This is a genomic window from Pantoea sp. B623, from assembly GCF_024814475.1.
GTDB classification, from domain to species: domain Bacteria; phylum Pseudomonadota; class Gammaproteobacteria; order Enterobacterales; family Enterobacteriaceae; genus Pantoea; species Pantoea ananatis.
Genome location: NZ_JANUXM010000004.1, coordinates 2,554,234 through 2,574,767 on the forward strand (window position 1 = coordinate 2,554,234; position 20,534 = coordinate 2,574,767).

The following is a 20,534-nucleotide window of genomic DNA, read 5'->3' on the forward strand; positions in this document are numbered from 1 at the left end:
GGATTAACCATGAAAGCACTGGCTAAGTTGAAAAAAGAGCAGGGCATCTGGATGGTGACTGATGCGCCAGTTCCCGAGCCGGGTCACAACGATCTGCTGATAAAAATTCGTAAAACCGCCATCTGTGGGACAGACGTACATATTTACAACTGGGACGACTGGTCGCGTAAAACCATCCCGGTCCCCATGATTGTCGGCCACGAATATGTCGGTGAAGTGGTGGCTATTGGTCAGGAGGTTAAAGGGTTTAACATAGGCGATCGGGTTTCGGGTGAGGGGCATATCACCTGTGGGCACTGCCGAAACTGCCGCGCAGGCCGTACCCATCTCTGTCGAAATACCCAAGGCGTTGGCGTTAACCGCCAGGGATGCTTTGCAGAGTATCTGGTTATTCCCGCCTTTAATGCATTCAAAATTCCCGACAATATTTCCGACGAGCTGGCAGCGATTTTTGATCCCTTCGGCAACGCGGTACATACCGCCTTATCCTTCGACCTGGTCGGTGAAGACGTACTCATTTCCGGTGCCGGCCCTATTGGTATTATGGCGGCTGCGGTGTGCCGCCATGTCGGTGCGCGGAATGTCGTGATCACGGACATTAATGACTACCGGCTTGAACTGGCCCGCAAGATGGGCGTGACCTGCGCGGTCAATGTCGCCAGGGAAGATCTGCGTGAAGTCATGCATGCGCTGGACATGAAAGAAGGCTTTGACGTGGGATTAGAAATGTCAGGTGCACCGCCCGCTTTCCGAACCTTGCTTGAGGTGATGAATCACGGTGGGCGGTTGGCCTTACTGGGCATTCCTCCGGGAGAAATGGCTATTGACTGGAATCTGGTGATCTTTAAAGGACTGTTTATTAAGGGCATATATGGGCGTGAGATGTTCGAAACCTGGTATAAGATGGCCGCGCTGATTCAGTCAGGTTTGGATCTCACCCCGATTATCACTCACCGTTACCCGATTGATGACTTCCAGCAGGGTTTTGATGAAATGCGCTCGGGGCAGTCTGGAAAGGTGATTCTGGACTGGACGTCGCCTTGATCGCCCGAGTAGCGAGTAAGAAAGATAACGTTTGTCTGCGTAATGTGATTGCTCAGCACCAGGTTTAATGCCTGGTGCTGAGTGTTTTAGAACAGTTCATCAATACGATGATAAAGCGGACTTTCTGTAATGCTTTCACCAATAACGCTCAGCGCACGGCTAGCCGGAACTGGTGCCAGCGGCTGCTTCACTTTACATTCACCAGGCGGCTGGAAGCCCTGAAGTGGCTTGCTGTGTGGTGTGATTTTGGCTGGCGATGCGTTGCCGTTGCGTAGCGGTTCATTCAACAACTGACCCGGCGTTACCAGGGTGATATCTGCGGGCAGCGAGGGCAACATTTGTTGCAGCACCCGCACGGTATTGGGATGCGGATGACCGATCGCAATCGCGTAGCCATCACGCTGGGCCAGAGTGACTGCCCGGCTGAACTGCTGTCGAATCGCATTGATATCCTGACTGTCATCTAAAAATACGCGACGCTTAAGCACCCTGACGTGCGTTCCCTGTGCGGCCTGCAGTGACTGGCTGTTACCAATCGTCATGCTGTCGAGAAAGTACAGATTGTACTGATTCAGCGCCTGCATGACTTTTTGCATACCCGGCAGGCTCGATGTCATTTTGCTGCCCATATGGTTATTCAGCCCCACTGCATAGGGGACATTGTTGACCGCACTACGGATGATGCGATCGATTTCCGTGCGGCTCATTTCAGGCGTTAAGGTGTTTTTCTCAAGCGGTTGCTTACTTAACGGCGCCATAGGCAGGTGAATCAGAACTTCACGGCCGCCCTGATGCGCTTTGATGGCCATCTGACGTGCATAGGGCGCATCAGGAAGCACCGCGACAGAGATCGCCTGCGGCATTTGCAGCACTTTATTTTCTTCCGTGGGTCGATAGCCGAAATCATCAATGACGATGGCGAGCTTAGCGGCCTGGGACGCGAAACTGAGCAACAGTCCGCACAGCAAGGCGGTAATCTGGTAACGATGAACTAACACTTATTTTCCCAACCACGGAACTGGATTGACCGCTTTACCCTGACGTCGGATTTCAAAATAGAGCGAAGGCGTGCCGCGACCACCGCTGGTGCCCACCAGCGCAATGGGCTGACCGGCCTTCACCTGGGCACCTACGCTGACGAGGGCGCTTTGGTTATAGCCATACAGACTCATATCTCCTTTACCATGCTCGATAACTACGACCAGACCATAGCCCTGCAACCAGTCGGCCATCAATACACGACCATCGGCAATGGCTTTGACCTCTGTGCCTTCCGGAGCCGCAATGACCAGGCCTTTCCAGCGTAATTCGCCTTGCAGTTCCTCACCGAACCGATGTTCGACGCGTCCGCGTACCGGCCAGATATCCTGACCGTTGGGCCGTCCCAGTCCGCCCGTTCGCGCCATCAGCTCGCGCTCGCTTTGTGTTGGCTGATAACTGGAGCCTTTCGCTTTCGCCTGCACCTGACGCTGACGCACTTTTTCTGCCTCACGTGCCTCACGGGCGGCGCGTTCACGGGCTTCTCGCTCGGCACGAGCGATTTTATCTTGCAGGCGGCTTTCGTTCTGGCGCATCTCAACCAGGTCAGCCTGATCCTTCTGCAGTGCGCTTTCCAGAGACGTGAGCGTTTTTTTACGCGCGGCGCTGGCTTGCTGGAGTTTGTCTTGTTGTTCTTGCTGCTGGGTTAACAGCGTTTTCTGCTGTTGTTGCTTTTGTTCCAGCGAGGCGCGCTGTTGGGCTAATTCCTGACGGGTGGTTTGCAGGGCGGTGATATTTTCCTGACGTGCGGTGTTCAGATAGCCAAAGTAAGCGAGGATACGTTCGCTACGCTGACTCTCTTCACCGCCTAACAGAAGTTGCAAACCTTTGTGCTGCCCCTGGCGAAAGGCGGCGTCCAGCTGTTCAGCAAGCAGCTTTTCCTGCTGGGCCTGCTGCTTTTCAAGACGGGAAACCGAGGCGGTGACCTGGGTAATCTCACCCTTCAGGGCCGACAGGCTGTTACGGGTTTCCCGTAGCTGTCGACTTGCCTGAGCAATGATCTTTTCCTGACTTTGTAGCTGATTAAGTAACTGGCTGCGCTGAACCTTTTGGGCTTTTACGCTTTTTTCTTTTTCGGCAATTTCTTGCTGGATAGATTTCAGCTGGGCTTTGTTGTCATCCGCCGATAAGCCGGGTAGAGGAAACAACAATATGCCCGCATAAAGCAGGCTAAAAGACAGGGCGGACAAGCGTGTAAACAACGGCAGGGGACGACCGTTGTAACGAGTCCATGTTGGTAGAACGGTTGTCTTTCCCTTCATAGGCCGATGATTATTCCACGATGAACAGTTGCTTACCAGCATTGCCGACCGGCTTTTGCTTTCTCAGTGCGATCCATTTTCATCAGGACAAGGGACAAGCGCCACGACATTTTTGCCATTCAGCCAATTTTTTTGGAAAATGACGCACAAATCGTCACTCTGTCCGCTTAGCGTCTGTACATGCGAAGTGGCGCAGGTATACTCAGAAGCCTTGTTTTAGCTTATTAGCCCGGTCTGGAGTCGTTACCCCTCATGCAAGAAATTATGCAGTTTGCAAGCAATCACCCCATCCTGAGTCTGGCATGGGTCGTCTTACTCGTACTGGTGATTGTGACTACCGTTAAAGGAATGTTCTCTAAAGTAAAAACTATCAGTCGAGGCGAAGCAACCCGACTCATTAACAAAGAGGACGCGGTAGTGGTAGACGTGCGTTCGCGTGATGATTACCGCAAGGGGCACATTTCGGGCGCGATAAATGTGGCTGCAGCAGATATCAAGAAAGGCAGTTTAGGCGAGTTGGAAAAGCATAAAGCACAGCCCATAATTGTTGTATGCGCAACCGGACAAAGCGCGGCAGATCCTGCTGCCCATCTGAGCGCGGCTGGATTTACCCAGGTTGCCGTTCTGAAAGACGGTATCAGTGGTTGGAGCGGCGAAAATCTGCCGTTGGTTCGCGGTAAATAATCATCCTGAGGTCCCTATGGCAAATGTTGAAATTTACATCAAAGCAACCTGTCCTTATTGCCACCGGGCAAAAGCGCTGCTGAGTCAAAAAGGCGTGGCGTTTCAGGAGATTCCCATTGATGGGGACATGGCAAAACGCGAAGAGATGATTAAGCGCAGTGGCCGGACTACCGTGCCGCAGATCTTTATCGACGGTCAGCATATTGGCGGCTGCGACGATCTGATGGCGCTCAACGATCGTGCAGGTTTAGATCCGTTACTTCAGGCGTAATTACGCCAGACATATTAACTTACAGGACTTAGTCACATGTCAGAACATAACACCAACGAAATGCAATTTCAGATTCAGCGCGTTTACACGAAAGACATTTCTTTTGAAGCGCCGAACGCGCCACAAGTGTTTCAGAAAGAGTGGGAACCAGACGTTAAGCTGGATCTGGACACGGCTTCTTCGCAGCTGGCTGATGAAGTGTATGAAGTGGTGCTGCGTGTGACTGTAACCGCGACCGTTGGCGAAGATACCGCTTTCCTGTGTGAAGTGCAGCAGGCGGGCATTTTCACCATCGGCGGTATCGACGGCACTCAGATGGCGCATTGCCTGGGCGCTTACTGCCCGAATATTCTGTTCCCTTATGCCCGTGAATGCATCACCAGTCTGGTTTCTCGTGGTACGTTCCCGCAGCTTAACCTCGCGCCGGTGAACTTTGATGCGCTGTTTATGAACTATCTGCAGCAGCAGCAAGGCGAAGAAGGTGCCGCGCAACATCAGGATGCCTGATGACTACTCACGCTTCGATTAGCGTCATCGGTGCCGGTTCGTACGGCACCGCTTTGGCGATTACGCTGGCCCGTAATGGCCATCCCGTGTTGTTGTGGGGCCATAATCCCGCCCACATGGCACAGCTGCAGTCAGACCGCTGCAATCTCGCTTTCCTGCCTGATGTTCCCTTTCCCGATAATCTGACGATTGAACCCGATCTCGCCAGGGCCATTGCGGCCAGCCGCGATCTACTGGTGGTCGTACCCAGCCACGTCTTTGGCGAAGTGCTGACGCAGATCAAACCTGGCTTACGTGAGGACTCGCGTATCGTCTGGGCGACGAAAGGGCTGGAAAAAGAAACCGGTCGTTTGCTGCAGGACGTCGCCCGGGAAATCCTGGGTGAGGCCATTCCGCTGGCGGTGATATCTGGCCCAACCTTCGCGAAAGAACTGGCCGCGGGTTTACCTACGGCGATTGCGCTGGCGGCAACCGATACGCAGTTTGCGGATGATTTGCAAACGCGGTTGCACTGCGGCAAAAGTTTCCGCGTGTATAACAATCCCGATTTTATCGGGGTTCAGCTGGGTGGCGCGGTTAAAAATGTGATCGCGATTGGTGCTGGGATATCGGACGGTATCGGATTTGGCGCGAATGCACGAACGGCATTAATCACCCGTGGACTGGCAGAGATGAGCCGTCTTGGCGCAGCGTTGGGTGCCGATCCCACGACGTTTATGGGGATGGCAGGCCTGGGCGATCTGGTGCTTACCTGTACCGATAATCAGTCGCGTAACCGCCGCTTTGGCATGATGTTGGGGCAGGGCGAAGAGGTCGATGGCGCACAACGCATTATCGGACAAGTTGTAGAAGGTTACAGAAATACGAAAGAAGTCAAAGCGCTGGCTGCACGTGTCGGGGTTGAAATGCCCATTACGGAGCAGATTTATCAGGTGCTCTATTGCGGAAAACCGGCACGAGATGCAGCATTAAGCCTGCTGGGGCGTTCGAGGAAGGACGAAAACAGTACAAACTAAAGCAGGAAGCCAGGCATCATAACCTGCAGCGCCGATCAAGGCGCTTTTTTATCGGGAGAAAACAGCATGTCGTCTGATGAGTTAGAACTGGTCTGGGACAATATCAAGGCGGAAGCACGCGCGCTGGCAGACTGCGAGCCGATGCTGGCCAGCTTTTACCATGCGACATTGCTTAAGCATGAGAATCTTGGCAGTGCTCTGAGCTATATGCTGGCCAATAAGCTGGCGAATCCGATCATGCCTGCTATCGCTATTCGTGAAGTGGTAGAAGAAGCATACCGTGAAGATCCCTCAATGATTGCGTCTGCTGCTTGTGATATTCAGGCGGTTCGCCTGCGCGATCCTGCGGTTGATAAATACTCCACGCCGCTGCTTTATCTGAAAGGCTTTCATGCGCTTCAGGCGCATCGTATCGGGCACTGGCTGTGGAATGAAGGCCGACGCGCTCTGGCCGTTTATCTGCAAAACGAAGTCTCAGTCTCCTTTGCGGTTGATATTCACCCGGCTGCCAAAATTGGTCATGGGATCATGCTGGATCATGCCACCGGGATTGTGATCGGTGAAACCGCCGTTGTGGAAAATGATGTATCAATCCTGCAGTCAGTAACGCTTGGCGGCACCGGAAAAACCAGCGGCGACCGCCATCCGAAAATTCGTGAAGGGGTGATGATTGGCGCGGGTGCGAAAATCCTCGGTAATATCGAGGTAGGCCGTGGTGCCAAGATTGGTGCCGGCTCCGTGGTGTTGCAATCTATCCCGCCACATACCACCGCCGCCGGGGTTCCTGCGCGCATCGTCGGCAAGCCCGGCAGTGAAAAGCCGTCAATGGATATGGATCAACACTTTAACGGTAACGGTGCAGGCTTCCAGTTTGGCGATGGTATTTAAGATTTAATCAGTGCGCCAGCATAGTCGAGTTGGCGCCACGCTTCGTAAACCACTACCGATACCGCGTTGGACAGGTTCATGCTACGGCTTTCCGCCATCATCGGAATGCGGATTTTTTGCGCTGCGGGCAGAGCCTGTAATATCTCTGCGGGTAACCCGCGGCTTTCCGGTCCAAACAGCAAATAATCCCCAGACTGATAGTTGACCGCACTGTGTGCGGGCGTGCCTTTGGTGGTCAGCGCAAACAGGCGCTCAGGCTGCTCGGTAGCGATGAAAGCCTGATAGTCAGCATGAAATTTGATCGCGGTAAATTCGTGATAGTCCAGCCCGGCGCGACGCAGGCGCTTATCGTCCCAGGCAAAGCCCAGTGGCTCAATCAGGTGGAGCTGAAAACCGGTATTGGCGCACAGGCGAATAATATTGCCGGTGTTAGGTGGGATTTCTGGTTCAAATAATACGATGTTAAGCATAAGGCCCCCGATAACGAGGGCCGAAGCATAGCAAATTATTGCCTTGCAGAGGAGTAAAGTGGTAGCCAGATAGTGAGGCGCAGTCCACCCAGCGGGCTGTCATCCGCTTTGACCCACCCGCGATGTTGCTGTATTGCCGTTTCCACAATCGCCAGCCCCAGGCCGGTACCGCCGGATTCCCTGTCCCGCGCTTCATCAGTGCGGTAGAAAGGACGAAATATCTGCTCGCGATCCTCCGGGCTGACGCCAGGACCGTCATCATCAACGTGCACGGTAATACCCGAGATATCCACGGAGAAACTGACGCTGATATGCGTGTGCGAGTAGCGCAACGCATTACGGACGATGTTCTCCAGCGCGCTTTCCAGCGCATGTGGATTGCCGTATAGCGGCCAGGGGCCTGGAGGATAAGGAATCTCCAGCGTCTTGCCCATTTGTTCCGCTTCAAACCTGGCGTCTTCCAGCACGTCATTCCAGAGCTGGTTTGCCTTCATGGCTTCGCTGACCAGCGCGTTCTTATGCTGGGTTCTCGACAGCACCAACAGGTCATTAATCATGCCGTCAAGCCGCTGAGCTTCCATCTCAATGCGCTCCAGCTCTTTGCCTTCACCCTGACGGCGACGCAGCAGGGCGGTAGCCAGCTGAAGTCTCGTCAGCGGCGTACGCAATTCGTGGCTGATATCGGAAAGCAGACGTTGCTGACCGTTCATCATGCGCTCCAGCGCACTCACCATTTGATTGAAGCTGGAACCGGCGGCCAGAAACTCCTGCGGGCCCGATTCCAGTTCAGGATGTTGACGCAGGTTGCCGCTGGCCACTTCATCCGCAGCGTATTTGAGTTTACGTGCAGGACGCGCCAGGCTCCACGCCAGCCAGAGCAGAAGCGGTGAGCTAATCAGCATGGTAACGATAAGCAGTAGCAAAGGCCGGTCAAACAGCAGGTTGATAAAGTCCAGTTGAGAACTGCTGGCAGGCCGAATCAGGTAAAGCTGATAGTTATCCTCCCCATCCCGAACGGCGAAAGGGCCCACCATTTCGACGCGACCATACTTTTTCTTCTGTGGATGATCGGCATTGTCTGACTGACCGATGAAGTTACGGATAACCTGCATTTCATTATGCTGCGCGCCAATAACCCGGCCTTCGCTGGTGACTAACAGCAAGCGCTGACCGGGCGGTGCCCATTTCTCAATCGCGCGAAATAAGCGCCGCCACCACATCAAATCGTTAGGGGGATCGCGCATTAACTCCGCTTCAACGTGCTGCTCTATCATCGTCCCCTGACGCTGCTCACTCTCCATCAGCGACGTCATCTGACGTGAATCAAGCTTGGGTACCATGAGCACCAGCATCAATACCAGTGCCAGCGTCAGCCAGAAAATAGCAAAGATGCGGGTAGTCAAACTTCCTATCATGATGCAGAAACCATCAGATAGCCGCGGCCACGTAATGTCTTAAACCACGGATGTCCGTCACGGCGGTCAGGGAGCTTACGGCGCAGGTTAGAGATGTGCATGTCAATGGCGCGGTCAAAAGGCGTAAGGCGTTTGCCCAGCACTTCCTGGCTAAGGTGCTCGCGAGAGACAACCTGCCCAAGATGCTGTGCCAGAAGATAAAGCAGGGTGAATTCCGTTCCGGTGAGATCCAGCGTCTCGCTGTCGAAACTGGCTTCCTGACGGCCCGGATTCAGGCGCAGGCAGTCAACTTCCAGCGTGGGTGAACTGTTATCGTGCTGTTGCTGCTGTTCACTCCAGTTTGAACGGCGCAGGATAGCGCGAATACGCGCGACCAGCTCACGATCGTTAAAGGGTTTAGGCAGATAGTCATCGGCACCCAGTTCAAGGCCCAGCACGCGATCCAGTTCGCTTCCGCGTGCGGTAAGCATAATGACGGGCGTCTGATATTGCTGGCGTAATTCTTTCAGGGTGTCGATACCGTTTTTCTTCGGCATCATGACATCCAGTAAAAGCAGATCAATTGAGTTATCAAGCAGGTTCAACGCTTGTTCACCATCGCTGGCGACCACGACTTCAAACCCTTCCATTTCCAACAGCTCTTTCAAAAGCGAAGTTAATTCGCGGTCATCATCTACCAACAGGATTTTATTCATTTTTGTAGCCCTCCGCAGGCAAAATAGCGTGTTCCCATGATACCAATCCATCGATTTACGTACTTTTACACCCCCTGACGGATGTTTGCAGCTATCGCCGTACACTGGCTATCGTTGAATCGCAAAACAGAACGAACTGGAGTAAACGATGCGCAAATTAACCGCCGTCGTTATTGCCTCAGCGATGGTTCTCTGTAACGCCAGCGCAAGAGCAGCAGAGCCGATGGCGCCTGATGATGTGCATCACGGCGAATTTACGACAGGCAGTATGACGCAAAATTCGCAAAGTCACATGTTCGACGGCATTGAGTTGACGGAACATCAACGGCAGCAGATGCGTGACCTTATGCAGCAAGCCCGACACGATCGTCCGGCAACGAATATTGATGATATCGCAGCCATGCATGATTTAGTGACTGCAGATAATTTTAACGAAGCGGCCATCCGCAGTAAGGCAGAAGCCATTGCCAGAGTTCAGGTAGAGCAGCAGGTTGAGATGGCGCGCGTTCGTAATCAGATGTACCACCTGTTAACGCCGGAGCAGCAGGCCGCGTTACAAAAGAATTATGAGCGGCGTATAAATTCATTACGCAAGCTTTCGAATCTGCAGCCAGCATCATCGCTGCAACCCGTGAGTCGTACCAGTAGTAACCAGTAGTAAATAGTATCCCTGTTTTCCTTGCCATAGACACATCCCTGTCTTCCCCCTCATGATGAGGGGGTTTTTTTTATCAGGTACTTATCCAAAAATCCTTTAAAATCAGTGCGTGACTAAAAACACGCTAAGCATTTGCAGACAGGTATAAGCGCCGCTGGTGTAGACAATATGTAGACAACGTTAGCTACACATTGAGGCCACCTTCAAGCGGATTACGCGTAATCGCATCCCTCAAATCGTTAGGTGCAAGATGGGCATAAGCTGCCGTTTGCTCAATCCTCGCATGGCCTAAAATCGCCTGTACCGATATGAGATTTCTGCCGTCTATCATGACCAACGACTGAACGTATGCCGCAAGATATGCATAGCTTGATGCCTGGGTATATCTGGCTTCGCCAGTTTCATTAATTTGCAGAATTGTTCCTGGCTCACTTTGAACCAAAGATCCCTTTTCATCTCATGATGTTTTTTATCTGCGATTTATCATTTACGATGAATTTACAATTTATCGGATAGTTAAAAAAATAGAAAACACCGTTGGTTTTATTCCTGTTTTTCAGGGTGCTGTTTTTCTTGCGCGTTTTACCATCGAAGATATTTCACTTTTCTTTCATCTTTTAAATACATGATAAGTAAAACTTATTTAACTTCCTGCTTTGTTTTTATTTATATTTCAATCAGCTGCAAATATCCCGCTCCGCTTGCACGCTAATTGCGCAGTTCTACACTTAAGTTGTCTCAGCATGGAAGCCGATGTACTTACGAAATTAACGGAGAGCAGCAACCACATCATGTAGTCCGAATTAACCTATTAACGGAGTAAATTATGGCAGAGCATCGTGGTGGTTCAGGTAATTTCGCAGACAACCCGCAAAAAGCGTCTGAAGCCGGTAAAAAAGGCGGTAAGAGCAGCGGCACTGGCGGCGGCGGTAATTTTAAAAATAACCCCGAAAAAGCCTCCGAAGCGGGCAAGAAAGGCGGCAAAAAGTAACGGCTGCTAAGCACTGAACCAAATCTGCACGTTGATTTGGCGCTTACCCAAGGTAGGCAATTCGCCCCGTCTCTCTATGAGGACGGGGCGAAGTACTTTTTTTCCCTTCAGAAATGCCATTTCATCCTGTTTCTTCGCCGTTCAGACAGTCAGGCGCGACGCCTTCTGTAGTGTTAAACTTAGCCTTTCTCTCATACTGCGTTACGTTTCAGTAATATGTCTATGGAGTTTGGCATGCAGGCTTCGTACGGAAAGTTAATCCAGTCTGCGGCAGTCGCGGCGACGCTGCTGGCTTCCGTCTTATTGGTTGTGAAGATTTTTGCCTGGTGGTACACCGGATCGGTTAGCCTGCTGGCCGCGCTGGTCGATTCCCTGGTGGATATTGCCGCCTCGCTGACCAACCTGCTGGTAGTGCGTTATTCCTTACAGCCCGCCGATGACGATCATACATTTGGGCATGGTAAAGCGGAGTCGCTGGCCGCGCTGGCCCAAAGCATGTTCATTTCGGGTTCAGCCCTTTTCCTCTTTCTTACGGGTATTCAACATCTCGCTTCCCCTAACGAACTGCGCTCGCCGGGCATCGGAATTGTTGTCACCGTCGTAGCGCTGGTTTCGACATTAGTACTGGTCACCTTCCAGCGCTGGGTCGTGCGTAAAACCCGGAGTCAGGCCATTCGTGCAGATATGCTGCACTATCAGTCAGATGTGTTTATGAACGGAGCTATCCTGGTGGCGCTGATATTAAGCAGCTACGGTTTCACGCGCGCTGATGCACTGTTTGCGTTAGGGATTGGCGTCTATATTCTTTTTAGTGCGCTGCGGATGGGCCATGAAGCCGTTCAGTCTTTACTGGACAGAGCATTACCCGATGAAGAGCGGCAACAAATTATTGCGATTTCCCTCAACTGGCCGGGTGTGCAGGGCGTACACGATGTGCGTACGCGTCAGTCCGGCCCGACAAAGTTTATCCAGCTTCACGTTGAGCTCGAAGATCAGTTACCACTCGTCCAGGCTCATCGTATTGCCGATCAGGTAGAGAAAGCGCTGCGAAAAGCGTTTCCCGGTTCTGACGTCATTATTCATCAGGATCCCTGTTCTGTGGTACCGTTTGAAAAGCAGGATTCTTTTAACTTTTAACTTACATGAATTAAGTTAATAAAATGGAAACGGCACGTTTTTAACATTGCTGCAAAAAATTAGTGAAAAGTTGTCTGACCTGAATCAATTCAGCCGCAGGCCTTTGATATACTATCTGCCATTATATGTTGCGCTCATCACAATCGTGTTTATCAGCGTTGAACAGGCCGGATTAACCCTTAGCTTCGAACAATCCAGAGGTTGTCATGATCAAAAAAATTGGTGTACTGACCAGCGGCGGTGACGCCCCAGGCATGAACGCAGCCATTCGCGGCGTGGTTCGCTCCGCGTTAAGTGAAGGGCTGGAAGTTTTTGGTATCTATGACGGCTATCAGGGTTTGTACGAAGACCGCATGATCAATCTCGATCGTTACAGCGTATCTGACATGATCAATCGCGGCGGCACTTTTTTGGGTTCAGCGCGTTTTCCTGAGTTTCGTAACGATGATGTCCGTCAGGTGGCCATTGAAAACCTGAAAAAGCGCGGTATTGATGCGTTAGTCGTGATCGGCGGGGACGGTTCCTATATGGGCGCCAAGCGACTGACCGAGATGGGGTTCCCCTGTATCGGCCTGCCAGGCACGATCGATAACGATGTTGCCGGCACCGATTACACCATTGGCTACTTTACCGCACTGGAGACGGTGGTGGAGGCGATTGACCGCCTGCGTGATACTTCTTCATCACACCAGCGCATCTCCATCGTTGAAGTGATGGGCCGTTACTGTGGCGATTTGACCCTGGCTGCCGCTATCGCTGGTGGATGCGAGTTTATCGTGTTGCCAGAAATTCCCTATACCCGTGAAGAGCTGGTGGCAGAAATTAAGGCCGGCATCGCGAAAGGTAAAAAGCATGCGATTGTTGCTATCACTGAACATATCTGTGATATCGACGATCTGGCGCGGTTTATCGAGACCGAAACGAAGCGCGAAACGCGCGCGACGGTACTTGGCCACATTCAGCGTGGCGGTGCGCCGTGCGCATATGATCGTATTCTTGCCTCCCGCATGGGCGCGTATTCCATTGAACTGCTCATGCAGGGCTACGGTGGCCGCTGTGTGGGTATTCAGAACGACAAAATGGTGCACCATGACATCATTGATGCGATCGAGAACATGAAGCGTCCATTCAAGCGTGATTGGATGGATACCGCGAAGCAGCTTTACTGATTTCACCGCATTAACGGGCATGCTCTTCAGGCATGCCCTTATACCTTCCGTATATTCCCCAAAGTTATAACCGCTTATTTTTAATTCTTTTAGCTCTGAAAAAGTTTATGTCACGCTTGTCCCATAATGAACTGGGAGAGTGCGCAATGAATAAATGGGCCATCGGTATTAGCTTGTTACTGGCATCAGGCAGTGTTCTGGCGAAGGATATTCAGCTGTTAAACGTTTCTTACGATCCCACCCGTGAGCTGTATGAGCAGTACAACAAGGCCTTCAGTGCGCACTATAAACAGGAAACGGGCGATAATGTGGTGATCCGTCAGTCGCATGGCGGCTCAGGCAAGCAGGCCACATCAGTGATAAACGGCATTCGTGCTGACGTCGTGACGCTGGCGCTGCAGTCTGATATTGATGCGATTGCTGAACGTGGCCGCATTGATAAGAACTGGATTAAGCGTCTGCCGGATAACTCGGCACCTTATACTTCCACGATTGTGTTCCTGGTCCGCAAGGGTAATCCAAAAGGGATCCATGACTGGAACGATCTGATCAAACCTGGCGTTTCCGTCATCACGCCTAATCCAAAAACCTCAGGTGGTGCACGCTGGAATTACCTGGCAGCCTGGGGCTGGGCGTTGGATCACAACAACGGCGATCAGGCAAAAGCGCTAAGCTATGTCAAAGCCCTGTTTAAAAATGTTGAAGTGCAGGATTCCGGTGCGCGCGGTGCGACCAACACCTTCGTTGAGCGCGGCATTGGTGATGTTCTGATCGCCTGGGAAAATGAGGCGTACCTGGCCGTGAATAAGCTGGGCAAAGACAAGTTTGAGATCGTTACCCCAAGCGAGTCTATTCTGGCAGAGCCGACGGTTTCCGTGGTGGATAAAGTGGTTGATGAGAAGGGAACGCGCCCAGTGGCTGAGGCCTATCTGAAGTATCTCTATTCGACCGAGGGACAGACGATTGCAGCCGAGAATTACTATCGTCCGCGCAATGCTGAGGTTGCGAAGAAGTTTGCCAGCACCTTTGCCCCTGTAAAATTGTTTACTGTGGACGAGAAATTCGGCGGTTGGGCTAAGGCACAAAAAACCCACTTCGCGGATGGCGGCACCTATGACCAGGTCATGAAGCCGTAACGATCGCCTGACACAATCTAAACCAGCGGAAACGCTGGTTTTTTTATGCGTGACATTCCGGCGCTGTCAGGCGAGGATGCTGATTGATTCAGTATGGAGAGGGTAACTATGCAGGCAAATCGTCGGGCCTTCATCATCATTGCGTTTCTGCTGGTGCTTGTCGTGGCAGGAATGGGGATAGCTTCCCTTCATGTTAAAGGCAATGCCGATGCGCTTTGGCAGATCGTCAGCGAAAAGTGCGTACCCAATCAGCAGAATAACGGGCAACCCGCGCCTTGCCTGCGAGTTGATCTGCAGCAGCGTTATACACTGCTCAAAGACCGTAACGGCCCCTTGCAATACCTGTTAATTCCCGTTGATAAGATAACCGGCATCGAAAGCCCGCGGTTGCTCAGCACAGCCACACCCAATTTTTTCAGCTTTGCCTGGCAGGACAGAGGCGTAGTGGCGCAGAAATTCGGCTCGCCCATTAAAGACACCGTGCTGTCGCTGGCGATCAACTCCGAGTACGGCCGAACTCAGAATCAGCTCCATATTCATATTTCCTGCTTACGGCCCGATGTCCGTCAGCAACTGGATGGACTGGCACCGACTCTCAATGCGCAGTGGAAGGATGTTACCTTTCTGAACCATCACTATATTGTGCGGGTGCTCAGTCAGGCGGAACTGGATCAACAGAGTGTCTTTATCCGGTTAGCGTCTGAAGTCCCGGATGCTAAGAATGCGATGGGGAAATACGGTATGGCACTGGCAAGCTTACCCGATGGTCGTCTGGTGCTGATGGCGGTAGCGCGCAACTGGCTTTTGCTGAATAAGGGATCGGCAGAGGAGGTGCAGGATCACGACTGCGCCCTGCTGCAACCCATAAAAAAAGCGGCCTGATGAGGCCGCTTATGCTGTGCTCAATCGCCGGTTAGCGTTGTTTAGCCGCCGCAGCAGCTTTAACGATCACGGCAAACGCATCGGCTTTCAGCGACGCGCCGCCAACCAGGGCACCGTCGATGTCCGGCTGAGTAAACAGCTCGGCAGCGTTTTTATCGTTAACTGAGCCGCCGTACTGAATAATCACTTGCTCAGCGATAGCCGCATCTTTTTTGGCAATGTGGTCACGAATAAATTTGTGAACGGCCTGCGCCTGAGCAGGTGTGGCTGACTTCCCGGTACCGATCGCCCATACCGGCTCGTAAGCGATGACCGCGTCTTTAAACGCTTCTGCACCCTGCGTGGTCAGCACCGCATCAAGCTGGCGTGCACAGACTTCTTCGGTTTTGCCCGCTTCGTTTTCCGCTTCGGTTTCACCGATGCACAGAACCGGCACCAGGCCAGCGGTTTTCAACACGGCATATTTTTTCGCAATGAATTCGTCACTCTCTTTGTGATAAGTGCGACGTTCTGAGTGACCAATGATGATGTATTTCGCGCCGATATCTTTCAGCATTTCAGCGGACACTTCGCCGGTAAATGCGCCAGAGAGGTTTACATCAACGTTTTGAGCACCCAGAGCGATGTGGCTACCGGAGATGGCGTGTTTAGCCTGATCAAGATAGAGCGCGGGCGGTGCAATAGCGACGCCACAACCCTCAACGCCCGACAGTTCTTTGCGCAGACCGTCGATCAGTTCGGCTGTCATATGCTTGCTGCCATTCAACTTCCAGTTACCCATAACCAGTGGATGTCGCATTCTATCCTCCGCATAACGCGATACATGAAATGGCGCTGCCCCGGGGCAACGTTGTCTGCCAGACAGTATAGAGATCAAATAACGTCGTGGCTTTGCTTTTCGTCATTTTTGCCCCGTCCATCAGGGCGCAGCCAGCGCAAGTTTTACCGGCTCAATGGCAAAGGTTAATCCTTTATCCCCGTTATCAGACACCACAAAACGCAGTGCGCCTTCAACGTGCTCGTAGTATCGTGAGCCTTTGCCCGCTTTAAGTAATGTTTCCAGCTTTTTACGCCCTTCTTCTGGCGTGAGTCCCGGCACAAAAAAACGTAATATTGCGGTCATATAATCCATGGCTCTGGCCTGGGACGCACTTTGATCCGGGCCCGGAACCGGAAGCCAGGTGACCTGCAGCGTTTTAATTTTACCTGTGCCAGGCTCAAGCGCGGTCGAGGAGTAAAGCGTTTCGTTGATCTTGGTGGCTGCCCGCGTCAGATCGGTTTTCTCATCGCGGGAGTCAATGGCGCGATACTCCAGTAGCGGCAGTTGAGGGTTCGCGAGATTATATTTTTCACGAAACTGGCCGATAGTCATATCCAGCGTGGGCGCGCCTGTTAACAGATAGGGCGCGGTAGGCATATGTTCGGCCTTGTCGAGTGGCGGCGGATCGGCAGCAAATACCGGAACCGTCAGCGCAAGACTCAGCAACAGTGCGCCTGGCAAATTCTTCATTTTGTCGGCCCTGACCAATAAACTCGGAATCAAATTAGAACGGTTTTTACCTCTAAGGTCAAAAGCGTGCAGGTAAAATTTTGTCTGGGGAGCATGCATGATATTACAGCAATGGTTTTTTTCGTTTCGTGGTCGCGTCGGGCGCCGTGATTTCTGGCTCTGGCAGGCAATCTGGTTGCTGTTAACCAGCGTCCTGTTCTTTTTAGCCGGTAACGATCTGGTGGATACGCAAATGGCTGCGTTTGGCATCGTGTGTTTATTGTGGCCGGCCAGCGCCATCGTGGTTAAGCGCCTGCACGATCGTGATCGCCGCGGTTACTGGGCGCTGTTACTCATCGCTGCCTGGTTGCTGATGGCAGGTAACTGGAGCATGACCGGCGCTGTCCTGCAGTGGGTTATTGGCCGCGCGCTGCCATTTATCATTCTGGCAGGACTGATCCTGGACTTAGGCCTGTTTCGTGGCACCGCTGGCGATAACCGCTTTGGTGCCGCACCGGTGCCTTTACGTCTGAAGCGGGCGACTTACCAGTAATTCTCGCTGGTGATATGACCGGGCTTGCGCTTCAGGTGCTTGCGCATGCCGCGTGTCTCTTTCAACAGCTGCTGCGTATCTCTTACCATCTGTGGATTGCCGCAGACCATCACATGGCTGGTTTCTGCATCAATAGTCAATCCGGCCGCCCGCTCCAGCTCGCCACTTTCGATTAATGCCGGAACACGTCCGGTTAATGAGCCCATACTTTCTTCACGACTGACGACCGTGATCACCTGCAGCTTGCCGTTATAGATCTGCTGGAGCTGCTGCATTAGCGGTAAAAAGCTGAGGTCGGCTGCGTAACGTGCGGCATGCACCAGTACGATATGTTTAAAGCGATCCAGGCCTTCACCCTGCTGCAAAATGGACAAATAAGGCCCCACTGCCGTACCGGTTGCCAGCATCCATAAGGTCTGACATTCCGGGACTTCATCCAGAATAAAAAAGCCTGCAGCATCTTTGGTAATCATGACCTGCTCACCGGGGCGCAGCGCCTGTAAGTGTGGACTCAATTTGCCGTCGGGTACGGTGACTAAGTAAAACTCAAGCAGGTCGTCATTGGGCGCATTGACGTAAGAGTAAGCACGTTGCACTCGTTCACCTTCGATCTCCAGTGCCAGCTTGGCGTACTGCCCGGCACTAAACGGGGCGATAGGGGCCTTAACCCGCAAGCTAAACAGCGCGTCAGTCCAGTTTTTTACTTCCTTTACTTGAGCATTGATCCACTCGGCCATGGTTACTCCTTCAGCGTTGAATCGTCTGGCGAATAAACATCTTCTCTACTGCACTGGCAGATTACCAGTCCGTCAGGCTGCAAAGGCTCTAATCGACAAACTGTAATATTTAGTTTACATCCTGGTTGCAATTATTGACGTGAATTGCCCCGCCACTTTTTATGAATCACTCGCTTTGTCATGAAATCCTGATATTTTCCTGCCACAACGGGTTTCAGCCGTTATTTGTGCTGTTTAATCGTCCCTGTTCATACAGACCTTTCGTTAAAAGATGATGAAGAAAATAGAAAATCGTCCGTTGCTGATCATGCTCATTGCACTGGTCGCAGTCGGCCAGATGGCTCAGACCATCTATGTGCCCGCCATGGCGGCAATGGCGGATGCACTTCAGGTGCGAAATGGCATGATGCAGCATGTCATGGCGGCCTATTTAATCACCTACGGCGGATCGCAGCTGATCTACGGTCCGCTCTCTGACAGCGTGGGGCGCCGTCCGGTGATCCTGGCGGGGATGGCGATCTTTATGATCGGCGCGATTGCCGCCATGATGGCCTCGTCGCTGGATATGCTGGTCACGGGCAGTGCGATTCAGGGCGCGGGCACCGGCGTGGCCGGTGTCATGGCGCGAACCATGCCGCGCGATCTTTATCACGGTCATGCCCTACGCCAGGCCAACAGCTGGCTTAATATGGGCGTGCTCGCCAGCCCTTTAGTGGCACCGGTGATTGGCGCACTGTTAACGCAGCTGTTTGGCTGGCATGCCTGCTTTGCTTTTCTGCTGTTGCTGTGTCTGATGGTGACGGTCGCCATGGCGCGCTGGCTACCGGAGACGCGCCCAAACGGTGCCGAAGTCACGCCCTTCTTAAAACGCTATATCCGGCTGTTACGTGATGCGAATTTCGTCCGTTATCTGGTGCTGCTGATTGGCGCACTGGCCGGCATTGCCGTCTTTGAGGCCAGCTGTGGCGTGCTGCTCGGTGGCGTTCTGGGCCTGAACAGTTTCACCGTCAGTATTTTGTTTATCTTACCTATTCCTGCGGCCTTCTTTGGTGCCTGGTTCGCCGGACGTGAACAGCGCTCCTGGCATAGCCTGATGTGGTTTGGCGTCAACAGTTGCCTGCTGGCGGCGGTGTTGATGTGGATACCTGCCTGGTTTGGCATCATGACAATCTGGACGTTATTGATACCGGCGTCGCTGTTTTTCTTTGGCGCGGGAATGCTGTTTCCCCTGGCCACATCCGGTGCGATGGAGCCCTATGCCTGGCTCGCAGGAAGTGCGGGCGCACTGATTGGGGGGTTACAGAATTTGGGTTCCGGGCTGGTGGCGTCCCTGTCGGCGTTAATGCCTCAGCGCGATCAGTTCAGCCTTGGCCTGCTGATGGTTATCACGGCTCTGGTGATGTTGCTGTGCTGGCTGCCGCTTTCGCGACAGCCAGCAGGCGAGAATCAGGCTGTTACAGGATAAAGGGATGCAAAACCGGATCTTTGCGGTCCAGGTAATGCACAGACTGGATGCGGCGAATCGTGCGTGATTTGCCGCGAATTAACAGGGTTTCACTGGTGGCCATATTGCCCTGACGGGTGATGCCTTTCAGCAGATCACCACTGGTGATACCGGTGGCGGCAAAGATCACGTTATCGTTTCGCGCCATCGCCTGCAGGGGCAGAACTTTTCCTGCCTCAATCCCCATGCCAGCGCAGCGTTTCAGCTCATATTCCCCAATCCGGCGGTTCTCTTCGCTGTCACCTTTTACGTGATGTCGTGCCAGTAATCTGCCCTGCATATCACCGTCCAACGCACGAATCACAGCGGCCGATACCACGCCTTCAGGCGCGCCGCCAATACCGTACATCACGTCAACTTCGCTGTCGGGCATACAGGTCAGAATGGAGGCCGCCACATCACCATCAGGGAACGCGAATAGTCTTACGCCCAGCTGTTTAAGCTGCTCGATAACGGCGTCATGGCGCGGCTTTGACAGAATGGACACGGTGAGTTGTGACAACGGCTTATTCATGGCGATGGCGATATTACGCAGGTTAATCTCAAGCGGGAGATCCAGATTGATATGGCCCCGCGCCGCCGGACCGACGATAAGCTTCTCCATATACATGTCAGGCGCATGAAGAAAACTGCCTTTGTCACCGACGGCCATCACGGCAAGCGCATTGGCCTGTCCCATTGCCGTCATGCGGGTACCTTCAATAGGATCGACGGCAATATCCACCGCGTCGCCCTGACCCGTGCCCACTTTTTCGCCGATGTAGAGCATAGGGGCTTCGTCAATTTCCCCTTCGCCGATCACTATCTGTCCATCGATCTGAATGGTATTTAAGACATGACGCATGGCATGAACGGCGGCACCGTCCGCCGCGTTTTTATCGCCGCGCCCTAACCACTTATAACCAGCCAGTGCGGCAGCCTCAGTTACGCGGGAAAATTCAATGGCAAGTTCTCGTTTCATTGCATGTACCTGACAAAAAACAGGCTG

23 protein-coding genes are annotated in these 20,534 nt (G+C 52.7%); 14 read left to right on the plus strand and 9 right to left on the minus strand.

All coding sequences use genetic code 11. The features are described from left to right. Nucleotides 1-9: 9 nt before the first annotated feature. Nucleotides 10-1,044, plus strand: a complete 1,035-nt coding sequence (gene tdh / locus NXS97_RS13620; RefSeq protein WP_013027720.1) for an L-threonine 3-dehydrogenase — start codon at nucleotides 10-12, stop codon at nucleotides 1,042-1,044. A gap of 86 nt (nucleotides 1,045-1,130) precedes the next feature. Here the strand turns inward: tdh and NXS97_RS13625 are convergent, their stop codons facing one another. Both NXS97_RS13625 and envC read right to left on the minus strand, forming a co-directional pair. Beyond that, nucleotides 1,131-2,042, minus strand: a complete 912-nt coding sequence (locus NXS97_RS13625) for a divergent polysaccharide deacetylase family protein (protein WP_116220172.1) — start codon at nucleotides 2,040-2,042, stop codon at nucleotides 1,131-1,133. Then, on the minus strand, nucleotides 2,043-3,344 hold the full coding sequence (gene envC, locus NXS97_RS13630) for a murein hydrolase activator EnvC (protein WP_019105399.1): 1,302 nt from the start codon (nucleotides 3,342-3,344) through the stop codon (nucleotides 2,043-2,045). It abuts the gene before it with no gap. A 252-nt stretch (nucleotides 3,345-3,596) separates the two neighbouring features. On the opposite strand from envC, the gene NXS97_RS13635 reads away from it, so the two are divergent. The 5 genes from NXS97_RS13635 to cysE all read left to right on the plus strand — a co-directional run bounded on the left by NXS97_RS13635 (nucleotide 3,597) and on the right by cysE (nucleotide 6,710). Further along, a complete protein-coding gene (locus NXS97_RS13635) occupies nucleotides 3,597-4,028 on the plus strand; it encodes a rhodanese-like domain-containing protein (RefSeq protein ID WP_013027717.1) in 432 nt (143 codons plus the stop codon). Nucleotides 4,029-4,044: 16 nt separating this feature from the next. Then, on the plus strand, nucleotides 4,045-4,299 hold the full coding sequence (grxC, locus tag NXS97_RS13640; RefSeq protein WP_013027716.1) for a glutaredoxin 3: 255 nt from the start codon (nucleotides 4,045-4,047) through the stop codon (nucleotides 4,297-4,299). A 36-nt stretch (nucleotides 4,300-4,335) separates the two neighbouring features. Then, complete coding sequence (gene secB / locus NXS97_RS13645; protein ID WP_013027715.1) at nucleotides 4,336-4,806, plus strand: protein-export chaperone SecB; 471 nt, start codon at nucleotides 4,336-4,338, stop codon at nucleotides 4,804-4,806. Continuing rightward, nucleotides 4,806-5,822 (plus strand): NAD(P)H-dependent glycerol-3-phosphate dehydrogenase, encoded by a 1,017-nt coding sequence (gpsA, locus tag NXS97_RS13650; RefSeq protein ID WP_013027714.1) that lies wholly within the window; start codon nucleotides 4,806-4,808, stop codon nucleotides 5,820-5,822. The genes secB and gpsA overlap by 1 nt, the downstream gene beginning before the upstream one ends. A gap of 66 nt (nucleotides 5,823-5,888) precedes the next feature. Continuing rightward, entirely contained in the window at nucleotides 5,889-6,710 is an 822-nt protein-coding gene (cysE, locus tag NXS97_RS13655; RefSeq protein ID WP_013027713.1) for a serine O-acetyltransferase, read from the plus strand. Here cysE and trmL read toward each other — a convergent pair. Genes trmL through cpxR form a run of 3 tightly spaced genes read right to left on the minus strand, consistent with a single transcriptional unit; the run spans nucleotide 6,707 to nucleotide 9,290 of the window. Next, complete coding sequence (gene trmL / locus NXS97_RS13660; protein ID WP_013027712.1) at nucleotides 6,707-7,180, minus strand: tRNA (uridine(34)/cytosine(34)/5-carboxymethylaminomethyluridine(34)-2'-O)-methyltransferase TrmL; 474 nt, start codon at nucleotides 7,178-7,180, stop codon at nucleotides 6,707-6,709. The genes cysE and trmL overlap by 4 nt on opposite strands. Nucleotides 7,181-7,215: 35 nt before the next feature. Next, nucleotides 7,216-8,595 carry an envelope stress sensor histidine kinase CpxA gene (cpxA, locus tag NXS97_RS13665; RefSeq protein ID WP_013027711.1) on the minus strand — a complete coding sequence of 460 codons (1,380 nt, stop codon included), beginning with the start codon at nucleotides 8,593-8,595 and terminating at the stop codon, nucleotides 7,216-7,218. Further along, a complete protein-coding gene (cpxR, locus tag NXS97_RS13670; RefSeq protein ID WP_014604760.1) occupies nucleotides 8,592-9,290 on the minus strand; it encodes an envelope stress response regulator transcription factor CpxR in 699 nt (232 codons plus the stop codon). The genes cpxA and cpxR overlap by 4 nt, the downstream gene beginning before the upstream one ends. Before the next feature lie 148 nt (nucleotides 9,291-9,438). On the opposite strand from cpxR, the gene cpxP reads away from it, so the two are divergent. The 6 genes from cpxP to NXS97_RS13700 all read left to right on the plus strand — a co-directional run bounded on the left by cpxP (nucleotide 9,439) and on the right by NXS97_RS13700 (nucleotide 15,263). Then, nucleotides 9,439-9,948 (plus strand): cell-envelope stress modulator CpxP, encoded by a 510-nt coding sequence (gene cpxP, locus NXS97_RS13675; protein ID WP_013027709.1) that lies wholly within the window; start codon nucleotides 9,439-9,441, stop codon nucleotides 9,946-9,948. Between the two features lie 826 nt (nucleotides 9,949-10,774). Further along, nucleotides 10,775-10,939 carry a KGG domain-containing protein gene (locus NXS97_RS13680; RefSeq protein WP_013027707.1) on the plus strand — a complete coding sequence of 55 codons (165 nt, stop codon included), beginning with the start codon at nucleotides 10,775-10,777 and terminating at the stop codon, nucleotides 10,937-10,939. 234 nt (nucleotides 10,940-11,173) lie between these two features. After that, entirely contained in the window at nucleotides 11,174-12,076 is a 903-nt protein-coding gene (gene fieF / locus NXS97_RS13685) for a CDF family cation-efflux transporter FieF (protein ID WP_014604761.1), read from the plus strand. A 206-nt stretch (nucleotides 12,077-12,282) separates the two neighbouring features. After that, the gene (gene pfkA, locus NXS97_RS13690; protein ID WP_006121288.1) at nucleotides 12,283-13,245 is read left to right on the plus strand and encodes a 6-phosphofructokinase; all 963 of its coding nucleotides are present in this window, start codon (nucleotides 12,283-12,285) and stop codon (nucleotides 13,243-13,245) included. A gap of 146 nt (nucleotides 13,246-13,391) precedes the next feature. Continuing rightward, the gene (locus tag NXS97_RS13695; RefSeq protein ID WP_015699313.1) at nucleotides 13,392-14,381 is read left to right on the plus strand and encodes a sulfate ABC transporter substrate-binding protein; all 990 of its coding nucleotides are present in this window, start codon (nucleotides 13,392-13,394) and stop codon (nucleotides 14,379-14,381) included. A gap of 108 nt (nucleotides 14,382-14,489) precedes the next feature. Further along, nucleotides 14,490-15,263 carry a CDP-diacylglycerol diphosphatase gene (locus NXS97_RS13700; RefSeq protein ID WP_028715914.1) on the plus strand — a complete coding sequence of 258 codons (774 nt, stop codon included), beginning with the start codon at nucleotides 14,490-14,492 and terminating at the stop codon, nucleotides 15,261-15,263. 31 nt (nucleotides 15,264-15,294) lie between these two features. On the opposite strand, the gene tpiA is transcribed toward NXS97_RS13700, so the two are convergent. Together tpiA and NXS97_RS13710 are read right to left on the minus strand one after the other, a co-directional pair. Further along, the gene (gene tpiA / locus NXS97_RS13705) at nucleotides 15,295-16,062 is read right to left on the minus strand and encodes a triose-phosphate isomerase (RefSeq protein WP_014594889.1); all 768 of its coding nucleotides are present in this window, start codon (nucleotides 16,060-16,062) and stop codon (nucleotides 15,295-15,297) included. A 120-nt stretch (nucleotides 16,063-16,182) separates the two neighbouring features. Continuing rightward, nucleotides 16,183-16,773 carry a DUF1454 family protein gene (locus NXS97_RS13710; RefSeq protein ID WP_014604764.1) on the minus strand — a complete coding sequence of 197 codons (591 nt, stop codon included), beginning with the start codon at nucleotides 16,771-16,773 and terminating at the stop codon, nucleotides 16,183-16,185. Nucleotides 16,774-16,870: 97 nt separating this feature from the next. Here NXS97_RS13710 and NXS97_RS13715 point away from each other — a divergent pair, with 97 nt between their 5' ends. Then, on the plus strand, nucleotides 16,871-17,305 hold the full coding sequence (locus NXS97_RS13715) for a DUF805 domain-containing protein (RefSeq protein WP_013027700.1): 435 nt from the start codon (nucleotides 16,871-16,873) through the stop codon (nucleotides 17,303-17,305). Here NXS97_RS13715 and fpr read toward each other — a convergent pair. After that, nucleotides 17,296-18,042 (minus strand): ferredoxin--NADP(+) reductase, encoded by a 747-nt coding sequence (fpr, locus tag NXS97_RS13720; RefSeq protein WP_013027699.1) that lies wholly within the window; start codon nucleotides 18,040-18,042, stop codon nucleotides 17,296-17,298. The genes NXS97_RS13715 and fpr overlap by 10 nt on opposite strands. 271 nt (nucleotides 18,043-18,313) lie before the next feature. On the opposite strand from fpr, the gene emrD reads away from it, so the two are divergent. Beyond that, on the plus strand, nucleotides 18,314-19,507 hold the full coding sequence (gene emrD / locus NXS97_RS13725) for a multidrug efflux MFS transporter EmrD (protein WP_019105403.1): 1,194 nt from the start codon (nucleotides 18,314-18,316) through the stop codon (nucleotides 19,505-19,507). Here emrD and glpX read toward each other — a convergent pair. Continuing rightward, nucleotides 19,497-20,507, minus strand: a complete 1,011-nt coding sequence (gene glpX / locus NXS97_RS13730) for a class II fructose-bisphosphatase (RefSeq protein ID WP_014604766.1) — start codon at nucleotides 20,505-20,507, stop codon at nucleotides 19,497-19,499. The two genes, emrD and glpX, sit on opposite strands and share 11 nt — an antisense overlap. Between the last annotated feature and the right edge of the window lie 27 nt (nucleotides 20,508-20,534).